The organism is Nonomuraea sp. NPDC047529 (assembly GCF_040642995.1).
Lineage (GTDB): Bacteria > Actinomycetota > Actinomycetes > Streptosporangiales > Streptosporangiaceae > Nonomuraea.
Map to the genome: position 1 here is coordinate 77,296 of NZ_JBEYTJ010000040.1, position 16,320 is coordinate 93,615.

The window sequence follows — 16,320 nt, forward strand, 5'->3', positions numbered from 1 at the left end:
CGCGGGCATCACGGGCAGGGCATGAAAGAGTGCGAATCGAGGACGAGCATGGGGAGGCAGCGTGGCTGAGGAGTTCGACGTCATTGTGATCGGGGCCGGTCCGGCGGGCGAGAACGTCGCCGCGCGGGCGGTGCGCGGCGGGCTGAGCGCCGCGATCGTCGAGGAGCGGCTGGCCGGCGGCGAGTGCTCCTACTGGGCGTGCATCCCCAGCAAGGCGCTGCTGCGCCCGGTCGACCTGGCCGGCGAGGTGTCACGGGTGCCCGGCCTCTCGCTCGGGCCGATCGACGTGGACGCGGTGCTCGCCCGGCGCGACGAGGCGGTCTCGCGCTACGACGACTCCGGGCAGGTGAGCTGGATCGAGGGCGTGCCCGCGGAGTTCGTCCGCGGCAGGGGGCGGCTCGACGGCGAGCGGCGGGTGGTCGTCACGACCCCTGACGGCGCCGAGCGGGTGCTCACGGCCAGGCAGGCCGTCGTGCTCGCCACCGGCAGCACGGCCGCGGTCCCGCCGGTGCCGGGCCTGGCCGAGGCGAAGCCGTGGACCAGCCACGAGGTCACCGCCGCGACGAAGGTGCCCGAACGCCTGGTGGTGATCGGCGGCGGCGTGGTCGCCTGCGAGATGGCGCAGGCCATGCACGGGCTCGGCGCGCGGCAGACGACCGTGCTGGTACGCGGCGGCAAGCTGCTCGGCAGGATCGAGCCGTTCGCGGGCGAGCTGGTCGCGCGGTCGTTCACCGAGGCGGGCATCGACGTGCGCATGCACACCGACGTGGTCAGGGTCGAGCGGCCCGAACCGGGCGGCAAGGTGACCGTGCACCTGTCGGAGGGCCCGCCGCTGGAGGCCGACGAACTGCTGGTGGCCACCGGCCGCGATGTCGCCACACGCGGGATCGGGCTGGACACGGTCGGCCTGCCCGACGACGCGCCCGTCGAGGTCGACGACAGCATGCGGGCCACCGGCGTCCCGGGCGGCTGGCTCTACGCCGTCGGCGACGTCAACGGCCGCGCGCTCCTCACCCACATCGGCAAGTACCAGGCCAGGATCTGCGGTGACGTGATCGCGGCGCGGGCGCACGGCGACGACCTGCCCGCCATGCGCGACCTGGCCGGCGGCTTCGGCGTGCCGCAGGTCGTCTTCACCGATCCGCAGGTCTGCGCGGTCGGCCGTACGGAGGCCGATGCCAGGAAGGCCGGTTTCCGGGTACGCGCGGTCGAGTACGACCTCGGCTCGGTGTCGGGCGCGTACCTGCTGGGCGACGGCTACCGGGGCCGTGCCAAGGCCGTCGTGGACGAGGACAGGAAGGTGCTGCTCGGCGTCACCTTCGCCGGTCCCGGCGTCGGCGAGCTGCTGCACGCCGCCACGATCGCGGTCACCGGCGAGGTGCCGCTCGACCGGCTCTGGCACGCCGTGCCGTCGTTCCCGACCGTGAGCGAGATCTGGCTGCGCCTGCTGGAGACCTACGGGTTGTAGGCGACGCCCGGCGTCCCCCCGGGCCACGACCGGGGGGCGGGCGGCGTGGCGTCCACCATCAGCTCCGCCACGGTCTCATCGACGCTGCCGCTCAGCTCGACGTGGGAGAGCAGGTCCGTCAGCCGCAGCACCGACAGCAGGTGCTCCGACGGCCGGACCACGACGATCCGGCCGCCCGGCTCCGCCTCCATCCGCTGCATCGCCGTCGCCAGCACGCCGATGACGGAGGAGTCGTAGAAGACGAGCTCGGCCAGGTCGAAGACGAGGACGGGACCGGCCGACCAGTCCCACACCGTGTGGATGTGGGCGCTGAACCGGGCCCGTCCCGCATGGTCGAGCTCGCCTGTCGCGCGCATGACCGTGCAGTGGAGATGCCGGATCGTCTCGATGCTCAAACCGTTCGCGCCCACCTTCGACAACTGCCCGCAGAGCGGCGTTATCACCGGTGATCACCATTTTCCGGAAATATCAGGTGCTCACCGGCGGTCGCGGTACGGTCGCCGGCTCTAGTCCGAGGTGCACGACTCCAGCGTCGGCAGGACGCCCGGCAGCCGCTCGATCACCACGAGGAACGGCGAGACCGTGGGGCTCGGCAGGACGAGCTCGGTGACGTTCCCGTGGATGGTCTGCCCGAAGGGGCCCGCCACGCCGTCCCTGAGGCTGTAGACCCGCTCCACCGTGGGGGACGCCGTGCCGAGGAGCTTCCTGGTGGCGTGCCGCAGCCAGCGCAGCTCGCTGTTGACCCGCCGCCAGGTCGCCGGGATCATGCTGGCCGGCTCCGCCTTCGTGCCCAGCCGCAACGTGATCCGGCCGCTGGCCCCGAACGTGTCGCGCAGCACCGGGTTGACCATGAACATGCCCGACCGCAGCACGCGGACCCCCTGCCGGTTGAGGTTGGCCAGGCCGCCGCCGCTGATCAGCGAGGACAGCTCGCAGCGGGAGCCGTCCAGGGTGTCGGGGTCGTAGTCGACGGCGGGCGGCTCCTCGAACACGATCTTGTTCAGCCGCAGCCCGGCCACCCCGTCGGCCTGGACCCGGCCGGTCAGGAACGTGCGCACCTCGTCGCAGACGCCGTCGCCCTCCATGACGTCCAGGGCCTCGACGCAGATCAGCCCGTCGTCGGGGATCTCCTCAGGGGTCAGGTCGAAGGCCACGCGGGCGTGCGGGTTCCGGCCGCGCAGCAGCACGCACTGCCGCAGGCGTCCCTGGGAACGGATCTGGACGCACCGGGGCAGCGTGAGGTCGGCGCCCGTCTTGCCGGTGTGCCAGCCGCTGACCGACCGCTCGTCCATGGACAGCGACATCTGCACCCGCAGCGGCCGTCCCTGCGCGGACACCTTGAAGCCGACCAGCCCGGAGGTCTCGAACCTGCCCACGATCTGGCTGCCCCGTTGCAGCCGGTCGACGACCTGGAGGGCGGCGAACCGCCCGCTGGTCACGTGGACGGGCGGGATCGCGGGCAGGATCACCGGGTCGAGCTCTGTGCTGGGTCCTGTTCCGGTCATCGGGCGCTCCTCGCGGGGGTCAGTGTGGTCTTGGCCAGGTCCTGGAAGTCGAATCGGGTGAGTACGGGGTCGCGGCGCTCCCACATGCGGCGCACCGCCTCGAAGAGGGGGTCGCCGTCGCGCTCCACGTGCCGCAGGGCGACCGCGAGGGCACGCGGGTAGTCGGGGCCGAGCTCCCAGCGCGGCAGGACCTGGGTCGGCACGTCGGCGCCGCAGCGGCGCAGCCACGACCACAGGCGGGCGCGCTCGCGCTGCTCGGGGCCGAGGATCGTCTCGGCCTTCCCGTGCACGGCGACGGCCTCGCCGAGCCGCTCGCGCAGCTCCTCCGGCGTGCGCACGAGGTGCGTGGCCCCGCAGGCGGCGCCCTCCGACCATCCGGCCTGGATGACGGGCACGCCGAACGCGGGCAGGTCGCTGCCGCCGAACGTGACCGCGACGTCGGTCATGCTCCACAGGATGTTCGTCGACAGCAGGCCGGAGCGCAGGCGGTCGAGGAACAGCCAGTTGGCCGACTCGTCGGCCTCGGCGTACCGCTCGGTCTCCTCGAACAGCTCGGTGTCGCGGCCCGGCATGTGGCCGAACACCGTGATCGTGGGCCGGCCGGCGTCGAGGCGGAGCCTGGAGCAGCCGTAGAGGCGAAGCTGGCGGCGTTCGGTGTCCGTGCGGACCTGGTAGCCCTCCTTGGCCCGCCAGGCCGTACGCTCGGCGCTCGGCCGGATCACCTCCCTGTTGGGCCAGACCCAGCGCTCGAAGAACTCCGCGACCCGGCCGGGCAGCTCCTCGCCGAACGAACCGGGCGTCCGGCCGGGGAACAGCGCGTACGCCTGCAACCCTCCCGTACCGTGCACGTGCACGACGGGGATGTCGGTGCGGACGCCGCGATCCATCCGGCTGGTGACCAGGGCGTCGGGCGGCCCCAGATCGGCGGCGGCGCCGAACGCCTCGGCCAGCGGCCGCCACCGCGGGTCGGTGAGCACGACCAGCCGGGCCGACAGCAGCCCGCACACGGCCTTGGCGACCATGACGGTACGCACCACCACCCGGACGTCCTCGTCGAACGCCTCGGCCACCACGCAACCGGTGTCGCCCGCGGTGTCCCCCCAGTACGCCCTGGCGGTCGAGACCAGATGATCGACATGCTCTTCGTCGTCCACGACACGACGCATGAAACCCTCCACCAAGGCCAGGAAGAATCGCCCTGGCAGACGTTGCCAGACCCTCGCGCGCGCACCCGCGCGACAACACGCTTCTTTGCCCGGCGCTGGCCGAATCTCAGACGGCCTCGACCTGGTCGATGACGAAACGGCTGTTGGGCACGGCCGGAGCGCGCCACGACGGCATGCGCAGGTCCTGGGCGGGCACCCCGTACGTCATCCAGCGGGTCAGCGCGGTCACCGCCTGTTTCATCAGGTCCACGGTGATCCACTCGCCGGCGCACCGGTGCCCTTCGTAGTGGTCGCCGCCTCCCTGGGGGACGAAGTCGTACTCGCCGCCGTCCCACTCGGCGAACCGCTCCGGGCGGAACTCGCCGGGACGGTCCCACAGGCGCGAGTCGTGGTCGGTGCCGTACAGGTCGAGCAGGGTCCGCCGGCCCTGCGGGAAGTGCTCGCCGTTCCAGGTGAAGGGCCTGGCCGCCTTGGCGGCGACGAACGGGAAGAACGGGTAGAACCGTCGCACCTCCTGGACGAAGTGCTCGACGAACTGCTCGTCGCCCTCGCGGACGCGCTCGTGGTACTCCGGGTGGGCGTGCAGGGCCATGGCCGCGAACGTCACGAACCTGGCCACCGCCACCGTGGGCCGCAGCACGTTGTGCAGCTCGACGGCGGCGGTCCTGGCCGGGAGCAGGGTGCCGTCGGGGTCCCGGTAACCGGCGATCAGACCGGTCACCGTGCCGGCGAAGCGTTCCGGGTGATCGCGCGCGCAACGGATCAGGCCGGACAGCCACAGGTCGCCCTTGATCCTGGCGTACCGGCCGCGCAGGTAGCGCACGCCGATCCCGCCCGCGCCCTCGATGGCCGCCTGGAACGTGGCGGTGGCGGCGGGCACCCGCGCGGGCGGCAGCGGCACGCCCGTCCAGTCGCAGACCGCCTGGCACAGCAGTTCGCTGACCTCGTCGTACAGGACGACCCGCGGCATGCGCCGCCACGCGCGGATGCGCTCGCGCCAGCGCCGTCCGGCCAGCTCCGTCAGCCGGTCGCGGCCCTGCCTGCCCATCAGCGACATGAACATGGCCTTGCGCGCCCGGTGGGTCTCGCCGTCGAGCGCCTGGACGCCGTCCCTGCCGAACAGCGTCAGCTGGAGCCTGCGGGGCGCGGCGCCCTGCCGGACGAACAGCTCGGGGTCGTAGAAGACCTCGGCGGCCTCGGCCCCGGTCATGCAGGTGACCGGCTGGAGGAGGAGCCGCGTCTCGAAGACGTCGGCGCCGAGCCGCCGCGCCCGGTCCCCGATGAAGCGGTACGGGTCGAGCAGGAGGGTCAGGGTGTCGTCCAGGACCGGCCTCCGGCGGGGGGCGGTGACCGGCTCACGGACCCGCGGCTGCTCGCGTGGCAACACTCGGTGAGAAGTCATGACCTGGCCCTATCCCCGCAGACCCGCAGGAAACGAATTCACCGGGAAACACGGCGAACCAAATGCCGTGCTTCGACGTCTCACCCGGGGTAGAAGCATCCACCTCGGCCGCGCGCTTCGTCTTTTTACAGAGAGCAGGTCATGGGCGGGTTTAGGATGCACCCAAAAGCCAAGTTGAGGGGGTTTTTCCGCATGGGTTCCCGAATGTCGGGCGTCGTGCGCCTGACCGGGGCTGCGATGGCCGCGGGAGTGGTGGCCGCGGCCATCGCGTTGCCGGCGGTCGGTGGCACCGGAGCGATGTTCGTCTCGGCGTCCGAGGAACTGAACATCAAGCCGGAGGACCTCAAGGAGCCGCCGCTCGCCGAGAAGACGACGGTCCTCGACGCCAAGGGCAACCAGATCGCCCAGTTCTACGAGGAGTACCGGGAGAACGTCTCGCTCGACGAGGTGGCCGACATCATGAAGACGGCCATCATCTCCATCGAGGACTACCGCTTCTACGAGCACGGCGCGATCGACATCGAGGGCACCGTGCGCGCCCTCGCCAAGAACCTCAGCAGGGGCGGCATCGCCCAGGGTGGCTCCTCCATCACCCAGCAGTACGTCAAGCAGGTGCTGCTCAACTCGGCCACCACCGAGAAGGAGAAGAACGCGGCCCTCGAAGCCAGCTACGCCCGCAAGCTCAAGGAGCTGCGCTACGCGATGGCGGTCGAGGAGAAGTACAACAAGAACGAGATCCTCGGTAAGTACCTCAACATCGCCTATTTCGGCGCGGGCGCGTACGGGGTCGAGGCGGCGGCCAAGCGCTTCTTCGGGGTGTCGGCCTCCGAGCTGACGCTGTGGCAGGCGGCCACGCTGGCCGGCGCCGTCCAGGACCCGAACAGGACCGACCCCAACCTGGGCAAGGACTCCCGCGCGCAGCTGCTCAACCGGCGCAATGTGGTCCTCGACCGGATGCTCGAACTCAAGAAGATCACGCCTGAGCAGCACGAAGAGGCCAGGGCCAAGAAGCTCGGCTACAAGGGCACCCCGCTGCCCGGCGGCTGCGGCGCGAGCCAGTACCCGTACTTCTGCATGTACGTGCGCAACGAGATCCTGAGCAACCCGGCCTTCGGCAAGACCAAGAAGGCCCGCACCCAGTTCCTCAACCGGGGCGGCCTGGAGATCAAGACCACGATCGACCCGAAGATGCAGGAGGCCGCCGAGGAGGCCATCAAGAAGCACGTCTTCGCCTCCGACAACCCGGTGGCCTCCGAGGCGCTGGTCAAGCCGGGCACGGGCGAGATCAAGGCCATGGCCGCCAGCCGCAAGTACGGCAACTCCAAGCGCAAGCACGAGATGTCGTACAACGTGGTGGCCGACGCGGTGCACGGCGGCGGCATCGGCTTCCAGGCCGGTTCGACGTTCAAGACGTTCACGCTGCTCACCGCGCTCAAGCAGGGCATGAAGATCAACGACGGCTTCAACGTCGGCAGCGGCTACACCGCCCCCAACTACTGGGCGTTCAAGAACTGCAAGAACCAGAACGTCGGCGACCCGAGCCACACCGTCACCAACGACGAGGGCGGCGGCGGCTTCAAGTCGCTGGCCACCGGCACCTGGGGCTCGGTGAACACGTTCTTCATGACGCTGGAGCAGAAGGTCGGCCTCTGCAAGGTGGTCGAGACCGCCAAGTCGCTCGGCATCAAGCGCTCCGACGGCGGCAAGCTCCAGGAGTTCGAGACCTTCACGCTCGGCATCAACGAGATGGACCCGGTGACCGTGGCCACGGCCTACGCGGCGATCGGCGCGCGCGGCAAGTACTGCCCGCCCACGGCCATCACCCAGATCACCGACCGCAACGGCAAGGTGACCGAGTACAAGCCCAAGTGCACGCAGGCGTTCGACCCCGAGGTCGCCGACGCGGCGGCGAACATCCTGTCCGGCGTCTTCACCAAGGGCACGATGCGCGGGGTCGGCGGCATCGGCCGTCCGGCGGCGGGCAAGACCGGCACCACCGACGACCAGGCCACCGCCTGGTTCGCCGGGTTCACCCCCGACCTGGCCGGCGCGGTCAGCATCGGCGACCCGCGCGGCTCGACGACCCACAAGCTGAACAGCATCACCATCGGCGGCCGCTACTACCCCTCGGTCTTCGGCGCCTCCATCCCCGGCCCGATCTGGAACGCCACCATGAAGGCCGCGCTCAAGGGCACCCCGGCGACCGACTTCACCCCGGTCGACTCCTCCCGCTTCGGCGGCTGCGGCCAGGGCTGCGCCCCCCGCAGGCAGGAGCCCGACGACAGGGGCCAGGGCCTCATCGACGTCAACCCCAACCCCGACGGCGACTTCGGCCCCGGCCAGGGTTACCAGAACAACAACGGCAACGGCCACGGGCGCGGCAGGGGCCGGCGCTAGGGACGTTCGCGAAGGGGGTATCCGGCACGTCGCGGATACCCCCTATCGGCCGGAAAATATGGATTGATCCGCGTTCACCGCAAAAAGTCTGACGGTAACCAGCGCCCCTACCTGAGCAGATTCGGAATGGGTTCGCACACCGGGACGCACCCCCTGGGAAGGCCCTATTAACAGCGGCGAAACATTGGTAACGTGGGAGCGCTCCCAGGATCTTTCCGCGAGGTGCTCCATGACCGAGCAGCCCACACTGGCACAGGTGGCGGCCGCTGCAGGGGTTTCCCCCGCGACCGCATCTCGAGTCCTCACGGGCTCGGTGCGGGTCAGTACCTCGACCCGCCGGCAAGTGTACGACGCCGTCTCCCGCATGGGCTACGTCCGCCAACGCGCGCCCAGGGGAAGCGCCGCCAAGACGCTGACCGACGGCGTCACGGCGGTGATCTGCGACCATCTCCCCCGCCTGTTCTCCGAGCCCTACTACGCCAGGCTCCTCTCCGCCGCCGGAGCGGTGATCGCCGAGCACGGCACCCACCTCATGGTCACGACCGTGACGCCCACCTCCTCGACGCTCCCGGCGCTGTCGGGCGCCGTGCTCATCGTCGGCGCGCGAGAACGCCATCCGCTGGCCATCAAGCTGTCCACCGCGGGCATCCCGGTCCGCAACATCGGCCGGCCGCCGCACGACCTCAAGCTGCCCTACGCCGACGTGGACAACCTCGACGGCGGCCGGCAGGCGGCCGAACACCTGCTGTTACAGGGCCGCAGGAACGTGGCCGCCATCGGCGGCCCGCCGTCCCTGCCCGCCGCCCGCGACCGTCTCGAAGGGCTCGTACGCACCCTTCAGGCGGCCGGCGCCCCCGACGTGCCCGTGGCGTACGGCGACTTCACCGCGGCCTCGGGCACGCACGCCATGCAATGGCTGTTACGCCACGCGCCCGGCCTCGACGCCGTCTTCGTCGCCTCCGACCTGATGGCGGCCGGCGCGATCCAGGCCCTTCGCCGGGCCGGCCGCAAGGTCCCCTCGGACGTCGCCGTGATCGGCTTCGACGACGCCCCCGTGGCCCGGCACACCGTCCCGGCACTGACCACCGTCCGCCAGCCCGTCGAGGAGCTCGCCACGGTCGCCACCCGCCTGCTCCTGACGGGGGCGACGGGGATCGACCCCGTCCTCCCCACGGAACTGGTCATCCGTGAGTCAGCTTGAGCCGGGGGACGTGCTGGCCCGGCGGTACCTGCTGCTGGACCCGCTGGCCCACGGCGGCATGTCGGTCATCTGGCGTGCCTTCGACCAGTCGTTGCAACGGCTGGTCGCGGTCAAGGTGCTGACCGCCTCGCTGCACACCGACCACGGCGAACGCGTCCGGGTGCGCAGCGAGGCCCGCGCCGCGGCCCGGTTCATCCACCGCGACTCGATCGAGATCTACGACTACGGCGAGGCCGTCACCGCCAAGGGCGGCGTGGCCGCGTACGTGGTGATGCCCCTGCTCGACGGCACCCCGCTGGCCGAGCGCATCGCCGAGGGGCCGCTGCCGTGGACCGAGGCGGCGGCCATCGCCCAGCGGCTGGCCCGCGTGCTGATGGCCGGGCACGCCCGCGGCCTGGTCCACCGGGACGTCACCGCCGAGAACGTGCTGCTCACCGCCGACGGCCCGAAGCTGCTCGACTTCGGCATCGCCGCCTGGGCCGGCGACCCCGACGACGACCGCGGCACCCCTCCCTACGTCGCCCCCGAACGCCTCCTCGGCGCCCCCACCCACCCGGCCGTGGACGTGTACGCCCTGGGCGTGCTGCTGTTCGCCATGCTCACCGGGCGCACCCCGTACCCGGAGACCACGTGGGAGGAGATCGAGGCGGCGCGCCGGACCGATCCACCGCCCCGGGTGACCGGCGTGCCGTACGGCGTCGCCTCGCTCTGCCAGAGCTGCCTGGCGCACCTGCCCGAGGAGCGGCCCACGGCCGAGTCCATCGTCGCCTCGCTGACCTCGGCGCTCGGCACGGCCGGGATCGCCCGGCAGGTGCGGCGCGGGCTGACGATGGCGGGGTCGGCGCTGGTGGCGCTCACCGTGCTGCTGTGGTTCCAGCGGGCCGCGCCGGAGCCGGTGCTGTCGCCGCGGATCGCGCCGACGTCCGCACCGGCCGTGACGCCGTCGGCTTCGGCGTCGGCCTCGGCGTCGGCCTCCCGGGTGGTCGAGAGCGCGCCGGCCGGGTCGGTCACCGTCGAGCAGGCGGTGGACGGCTTCCACGACTCCCTCGAAGACGGCAAGCCGTGCGACGCGACCGACGCGGACGTGGTGCTCGACCTCAAGCAGGTACTCGACTCGGTGGTGCGCAACTCGGTGGTGCGCGGCTCGGTGGTGCGCGGGCCCGAGGTCACCGGCATGGCCGAGCTGCGACGCAAGGTCGCCGACCGGGCCAGGGAGGGCCGCCTGGCCCCCGCCTGCCGCGCGGAGCTTGAGGCCAAGCTCAAGGTGATCGACCGTGCCATGAAGCCGGACTGAGGGACACAGCTGCTCCGCACCCCTCGCGCCCGCCCGAGGTAAAGCTCAGACCCCCGGCCGCCCGGGGTAACGCTCAGACCTCCCGTTCGCCGCGGCCGGGCGCGGGTGCGCCTTCGCCTGGGTCGGGCCAAGGCGCACCCCCTCCCGCCCGCCGGGGTCAGGTGCAGGTGTAGCCCGCGGGGACCTGGGTGTCGCCGGTGGGCCTGCTGGCCTGGAAGCCGAAGGTGGTGCTCGCGTTCGGGGCCAGGGTGCCGTTGTAGGGGAGGTTCCGCACGGTCACGACACCGCCGCCGACGGAGACGTTCGCGCCCCACGACCCGGTGATCGTGTGGCCCTGCGGGAGCGTGAAGGTGACGGTCCAGCCGTTGATCGTGGCCGTGCCGCGGTTGGTGACGGTGACCGGCTGGATGACGTAGCCGTTGCTCCAGGCGTTCTGGGTGGTCGCGGTCGCGGCGCAGCCGCCGCCGCCGCCGTTCTGGGTGGTGACCGTGACGGCGGCGGACTCGGGCGAGAGGTTGCCCGCGCCGTCCCGGGCCCTGACGCGGTAGCGGTACGTCGTGGCGGGGGTCAGGCCGGTGTCGGTGTAGGAGGTCGTGGCGCTGGTGCCGACCTGGGTGAAGGTGTCGCCGGTGGCGCGCAGGATGTCGTACCCGGCCAGACCGCTGCCGCCGGTGTCGGTGGAGGCGCCCCAGGTGAGCGTGGTGGCGGCGGCCGTGGTGCCGGAGGCCGTCGGGGTGCCCGGCGTGGTGGGCGGCGTGCGGTCGGTCGTGCCGCCGCCGGAGCCGAAGGAGAAGGAGTCGACGGCCAGCCCGGCGCCGCCCACCCAGGGCTCGAACCCGGCCTGGACGCTGGTCAGATACCACGAGCGCTGGGCGTAGCCGCGGCTGACGGCGTCGGAGTAGAAGGTGTCGACGGCGAAGTCGAGCGAGGGGGTCGCCGAGGTGCGCACGTAGGAGACGACGTTCCAGCCGATGTTGCCGTACCAGACCTGCCAGGTGCCGCCGGCCAGGGTCACCGTGCCGACCTGGGAGCCGACCGGCTGGATCGAGCCGCGCTTGTTGAGCCAGATCATCAACTCCGCGCCGGTGTTCTGGCCGTCGGTGCGCGGGGTGGGGTCGAACCAGATGTCGTAGGCGGCGTCCCAGGTGCCGGAGCCGGGGTAGGTCATGGCGACCGCCGACCTCAGCGCGCCGAAGCCCGCCGAGCCGGCCTGCACGGGCAGGCCGCTGCCGGAGGTGCAGGCGGTGTAGTGGCAGCCGGCGTAGATGGCCGGGTAGGCGGCCGGGGCGCCGTTCGTGGCCTTGTCGTGCTCGGACCGGGTGACGGTGAAGCCGCCGTTCTGGTTGACGTCGACGCACTGCGCGGTGTCGGCGCCCCAGACGTTGTTCATGACGATGTAGCGGTCGTTCTGGACGGTGGTCGAGCCCCACTTCTCGCACAGCACCGGGGCGGCCTGCGCCGGTGCCGGGAACAGGCCGGCGCCGAGTAACGCCGCGACGGCCAGGACGATGATCTGCACGCGCCTCATGGCATGTTGCTCCCGCTTCTCTGGTCGAGGGAGGTGCTGGGAGCGCTCCCAACGTTCAGGGTCCCGGCGTCGGGCCTCCTACGGCAAGCAGCCCCGCCACCGCCCGCCGCCCCGGTACCGGGCCACCAGGGCAACCGTGACCACGATCGGCTGAAAGTTTCACACCGCGTTGTCGGGACGCCGGTCGCCGTGGTTCAATGCGCTGGCCGGGCGGGCTGATCGTGGGCAGATTCCTGTGTTCCCCTGCGCGAAGGAATCCCCATGAAACACTTCCGGACGGCGGTCCTCACCGCCGCCCTCATCCTGCTGACCACCGTACTGATCGCGCCGCAACAGGCGCAGGCCCACGGCGTGTCCATGTTCCCCGGAGCACGGACGTTCCTGTGCTGGCAGGACGGCCTGCGCGAGAACGGCCAGATCCAGTCCTACAACCCGGCCTGCGCGGCGGCCGTCGCCCAGAGCGGCCCGACCCCGCTGTACAACTGGTTCGCCGTGCTGCGTTCCGACGGCGCCGGGCGTACCAGCGGCTTCATCCCCGACGGCCAGCTCTGCAGCGGCGGCACCGGCGGCCCCTACGACTTCACCGCCTACAACGCCGTACGCTCCGACTGGCCGCAGACGCACCTGACCTCGGGCGCGAGCATCCAGATGCGGCACAGCAACTGGGCCCAGCACCCCGGCACGTTCGTCTACTACGTCACCAAGAACGGCTGGAACCCCGACGGTCCGCTCAAGTGGTCGGACCTGGAGTCGTTCGGCAGCGTCACCAACCCGCCCGCCAGCGGCGGCCCCGGCGGGCTCAACTACTACTCCTGGAACGCCCAGCTCCCCTCCGGCAAGACCGGGCGTCACATCATCTACACGCACTGGATCCGCTCCGACAGCAACGAGAACTTCTACAGCTGCTCCGACGTCGTCTTCGACGGCGGCAACGGCCAGGTCACGGGCGTCGGCCCCGGCGGCGGCACGCCTTCGGGCACCCCCACCGCCACCCCGACCGTCACCCCGACAGTGCCCCCTCCCGGCGGCTGCTCCGCCACCTGGAAGGCCACCGACACCGGCTGGGCCGGCCACTTCCAGGGCGAGGTGACGGTGAAGAACACCGGCACCACCTCGCTGAACGGCTGGACGGTCAAGTGGACCTACGCCGGCGGCCAGGGCTTCGACGGCACCCCCTGGAACGGCGTGCTCTCCTCCCAGCCACCGAACGTGTCCATGAAGAACGCCTCCTACAACGGCCAGCTCGCGCCGAACGCGACCACCACGTTCGGCTTCAACGCCACCGGCTCGATCCCGAGCCCCGCACCCACGCTGACCTGCACGAGCCCGTGAACGCAACCCGTCGCGGGCAGATCGCGGCAGGCGTCGCCCTGGCCGGCCTGGCGCTGGCCGGGGTGACGCTGTTCGCCGTCGACCAGGGGTCGGCGCGGCTCGACCAGGAGCTCGCCGCCCAGGTGACACTGATCCTCGAACGCGCCACGCCCGAGGAGCACCACGACCACGGGCACGGGTTCGAGTCGCGGGTGGTGTGCGCGGTGGAGCCGTTCGGCACGGACCCGCCGGACGCCTCCAGCCTGGCCGAGGTGCGCTGGGTCTACGCGCGGCACCTGTGCGCGATCGTCGGCGAGAGCCGCGACTGGGCCATGTCCGTGCGGGCGTCGGGGCCCATCGCCGTACGGCTGGGTGTGCCGCCGCAGGTCAAGGCGCCGGCGGACGGGCCGGGGTACCCGGAGCGGGTCAGGGAGCTGATCCCGGGGCGCTACCACGAGGAGGCGTTCGCCGAGTTCTCGGACGAGGCGGCCATCGACGCGGCCCGCGCACGCTTCACCCAAGCCCTCACCCCCGGCTGACCCGACGCCTCCGGCGGGTGGGTTCGCGTAAACGGACGCGGCCGGGAGGGGGTTCGCCGGCCGCGTCCGTCCCATCCGGGCGGGATGGTGTCGCGGGCAGGGTCAGCCGATCGGCCTCACCTCCTCCTTCTCTAGCCGGCGCAGGTGTAGCCGGACGGAACGGACGTGTCGCCGCTCGGACGCCCGGCCTGGACCCCGAAACCGGTGGCGGAGCCGGGGGCGAGCGTGCCGTTGTAGCCCAGGTTCTTCGCCGTCACGGTCCGCCCGCTGACCGTCACCGCGGCGTTCCAGAAGCCGGTCACGGTGTGGCCCGCGGGCAGCGTGAACGTCACCGTCCAGCCGTTCCTGGCGGTCGTGCCGGTGTTGGTCACCGTGACGGGTTGCAGGACGTACCCGTTGCCCCACTGGCTCTGGACGGTCCCCACGGCCGTGCAGCCGCCGTCGCCGCCGCCGGCCAGGGTGGTGAAGGAGGCCGTGGGCGAGGCGGCCGACTGGTTGCCGGCGGCGTCCCTGGCCTTCACGTACACCTGGTAGGCGGTCGAGGGTGACAGGCCGGTCAGGGTGATCGAGGTCGTGGTCGTCGCCCCGAGCGGGGTGCCGGTCGAGGTGTAGACGTCGTAGCCGGTCACGCCGACGTTGTCGGTGGCGGCCGTCCAGGTCAGGGTGGCGCCGGACGAGGTGACGTTCGAGGCCGACGGGGTGCCGGGTGCGCTCGGCGGGGTGGGGTCGGTGGTGCCGCCGCCGTAGACGGACGCCTGCCTGGCGGTCGCGGCGATGCCGTTGGCGCCGTTGAACAGCCGCCGGCCCCACGAGGTGAGCTGGCTGACGTCGAAGCCGGTGACCTGGTCCAGGTACTCGACGCCGCCGCCGTTGCCGCTCCACGACCAGCCGAGGTAGCCGAGGCCGCGGCTCACGGCCTGAGCCATGATCGTGTCCTCGTCGGGGTTGCCGTCGGAGTGGTCGAACCCGAACTCGCCGACGACCAGCGGCAGCCCGGCGGTCCGGAACGCGTCCATGTACGACGTGATCTCGGCGGCCGTGTCGTAGACGCCGTACATGTGCACGGAGAAGATCGTGTTCTTGTCGGGGTCGGCGTTGAAGACGGACGTGGCGTTGTCCCGCATGACGTTCTGCCAGTCCTGCCCCCAGGCGGGGGCGTCCACCATGAGCGCGTGGCGCAGGCCGTTGGCGCGCAGCTTCTGGATCGCGGCCTTGGTGGCGTCGGCCCAGCCGGGGGTGGTGGCGTTGTTGCCGATCGGCTCGTTGCCGATGTTGACGACGACGTAGTCCTCCTGGCCGACCAGGGCGCTCTTGACGCCGATCCAGTAGTCGGCGGCCTGGTCGAGGGTGTACGCGCCGCTCTGCTCGCCGTACCCGGTGGTGTCGTGGTCCTCCAGCACGCAGATGAGCTTGTTCTGCTTGCACAGGGAGACCACATTGGCCACGTCGGAGACGGAGTTGGCGCTCCATCGCCCGCCGCTGAGCACGACGCGCACGGTGTTGGCCTTCAGCGACTTGATGTCGGCGAACGCCTTGGTCTGGCCGGGGTACCAGGTGTGGGCGTGGCTGGTGCCGCGCATCACGAACTCCTGGCCGTTGCCTTCCAGGATCTTCGTGCCGCTCACGTGGATGCCGGTGGCGGCCTGCGCCGCGGTGCCCGGCAGGATCAACGAAGCGGCCACGAGCGCGGCGGCGAGGGCCGGCGCGGTGAACAGTGATCGCATGGGCTGCCTTTCACTGAGCCGCGGAACCGCCCGCCCCGCCGTCGTCGCGGCGGGGCGGGGGTTCGGCTCAGGCGGGGGTGCAGGTGATCGGGTCGGGGGTGACGGGGGTGCCGTTGGCGATGAAGCCGAACGTGGTCGTGGCGCCGGGGGCGAGCCCGCCGTTCCACGCCTCGTTCCTGACCGACACGTTCGAGCCGGTCTGGGTGAGCCTGCCGCCCCAGAGCTGGGTGATCTGGCCGGCCGACGACCAGGCGGTCGTCCAGCCGGTGACGGCCGCGGCGCCGGTGTTCTTGACCGTCACCTCGGCCTGGTACGCGCCGTTCCAGAAGTTGGTGACCTTGAACGTGGCCGCGCAACCGCCGGTCGGCGCGTCCGCGGTGGTGAACGCCGTGCCGTCGGAGGCCGGCGAGCTGTTGCCCGCCGCGTCCCTGGCCACCACCGAGACGGTGTACGCCGTCGCGGGGCTGAGCCCGGTCAGGTCGTACGACGTGCCGGTGGCCGTGCCCGCCTTGGCGGCGCCGAGGTAGACGTCGTAACCGCTCACCCCGACGTCGTCCGTCGAGGCCGCCCAGCTCACCTTCGCACCCGAGCCGGTGATGCCCGAGACGGACGGTTTGCCGGGTTTGCTGGGCGGTGTTCTGTCATCGCCGCCGGTGGTGGTGAACGCCGTCTCGTCCGAGGCCGCCGAGGTGTTGCCCGCCGCGTCCCTGGCCACCACCGAGACGGTGTACGCCGTCGCGGGGCTGAGCCCGGTCAGGTCGTACGACGTGCCGGTGGCCGTGCCC

13 protein-coding genes are annotated in these 16,320 nt (G+C 71.6%); 6 read left to right on the plus strand and 7 right to left on the minus strand.

Annotated features, from left to right (window positions below; all coding sequences use genetic code 11):
* The first annotated feature begins 61 nt into the window (after positions 1–61).
* Positions 62–1,468: an NAD(P)/FAD-dependent oxidoreductase gene (locus tag ABZ815_RS42235; RefSeq protein WP_357707097.1), complete on the plus strand. Its 1,407-nt coding sequence runs from the start codon at positions 62–64 to the stop codon at positions 1,466–1,468.
* Here ABZ815_RS42235 and ABZ815_RS42240 read toward each other — a convergent pair.
* The 4 genes from ABZ815_RS42240 to ABZ815_RS42255 form a co-directional block, all read right to left on the minus strand.
* Complete coding sequence (locus ABZ815_RS42240; protein ID WP_357707098.1) at positions 1,456–1,863, minus strand: STAS domain-containing protein; 408 nt, start codon at positions 1,861–1,863, stop codon at positions 1,456–1,458. The two genes, ABZ815_RS42235 and ABZ815_RS42240, sit on opposite strands and share 13 nt — an antisense overlap.
* A 111-nt stretch (positions 1,864–1,974) precedes the next feature.
* Positions 1,975–2,973 (minus strand): hypothetical protein, encoded by a 999-nt coding sequence (locus tag ABZ815_RS42245; protein ID WP_357707100.1) that lies wholly within the window; start codon positions 2,971–2,973, stop codon positions 1,975–1,977.
* Complete coding sequence (locus tag ABZ815_RS42250; RefSeq protein WP_357707102.1) at positions 2,970–4,139, minus strand: hypothetical protein; 1,170 nt, start codon at positions 4,137–4,139, stop codon at positions 2,970–2,972. Before ABZ815_RS42250 ends, ABZ815_RS42245 begins: the two co-directional genes overlap by 4 nt.
* A 106-nt stretch (positions 4,140–4,245) precedes the next feature.
* On the minus strand, positions 4,246–5,541 hold the full coding sequence (locus tag ABZ815_RS42255; RefSeq protein WP_357707104.1) for a cytochrome P450: 1,296 nt from the start codon (positions 5,539–5,541) through the stop codon (positions 4,246–4,248).
* Between the two features lie 192 nt (positions 5,542–5,733).
* Here ABZ815_RS42255 and ABZ815_RS42260 point away from each other — a divergent pair, with 192 nt between their 5' ends.
* The 3 genes from ABZ815_RS42260 to ABZ815_RS42270 all read left to right on the plus strand — a co-directional run bounded on the left by ABZ815_RS42260 (position 5,734) and on the right by ABZ815_RS42270 (position 10,433).
* Positions 5,734–7,938 (plus strand): transglycosylase domain-containing protein, encoded by a 2,205-nt coding sequence (locus tag ABZ815_RS42260; RefSeq protein ID WP_357707106.1) that lies wholly within the window; start codon positions 5,734–5,736, stop codon positions 7,936–7,938.
* A 229-nt stretch (positions 7,939–8,167) separates the two neighbouring features.
* Positions 8,168–9,139: a LacI family DNA-binding transcriptional regulator gene (locus ABZ815_RS42265; RefSeq protein ID WP_357707108.1), complete on the plus strand. Its 972-nt coding sequence runs from the start codon at positions 8,168–8,170 to the stop codon at positions 9,137–9,139.
* Positions 9,126–10,433, plus strand: a complete 1,308-nt coding sequence (locus tag ABZ815_RS42270) for a serine/threonine-protein kinase (protein WP_357707110.1) — start codon at positions 9,126–9,128, stop codon at positions 10,431–10,433. Before ABZ815_RS42265 ends, ABZ815_RS42270 begins: the two co-directional genes overlap by 14 nt.
* Positions 10,434–10,590: 157 nt before the next feature.
* On the opposite strand, the gene ABZ815_RS42275 is transcribed toward ABZ815_RS42270, so the two are convergent.
* The gene (locus tag ABZ815_RS42275) at positions 10,591–11,952 is read right to left on the minus strand and encodes a cellulose binding domain-containing protein (RefSeq protein ID WP_357707112.1); all 1,362 of its coding nucleotides are present in this window, start codon (positions 11,950–11,952) and stop codon (positions 10,591–10,593) included.
* Between the two features lie 270 nt (positions 11,953–12,222).
* On the opposite strand from ABZ815_RS42275, the gene ABZ815_RS42280 reads away from it, so the two are divergent.
* Positions 12,223–13,293, plus strand: coding sequence for a lytic polysaccharide monooxygenase (locus ABZ815_RS42280; RefSeq protein ID WP_357707113.1), 1,071 nt, complete (start codon positions 12,223–12,225; stop codon positions 13,291–13,293).
* Positions 13,290–13,811: a hypothetical protein gene (locus ABZ815_RS42285; protein ID WP_357707114.1), complete on the plus strand. Its 522-nt coding sequence runs from the start codon at positions 13,290–13,292 to the stop codon at positions 13,809–13,811. The genes ABZ815_RS42280 and ABZ815_RS42285 overlap by 4 nt, the downstream gene beginning before the upstream one ends.
* Before the next feature lie 131 nt (positions 13,812–13,942).
* Here the strand turns inward: ABZ815_RS42285 and ABZ815_RS42290 are convergent, their stop codons facing one another.
* Together ABZ815_RS42290 and ABZ815_RS42295 are read right to left on the minus strand one after the other, a co-directional pair.
* The gene (locus ABZ815_RS42290) at positions 13,943–15,535 is read right to left on the minus strand and encodes a cellulase family glycosylhydrolase (RefSeq protein WP_357707115.1); all 1,593 of its coding nucleotides are present in this window, start codon (positions 15,533–15,535) and stop codon (positions 13,943–13,945) included.
* A 67-nt stretch (positions 15,536–15,602) separates the two neighbouring features.
* The coding region (locus ABZ815_RS42295; RefSeq protein WP_357707116.1) for a cellulose binding domain-containing protein at positions 15,603–16,320 on the minus strand (718 nt) is incomplete at its 5' end.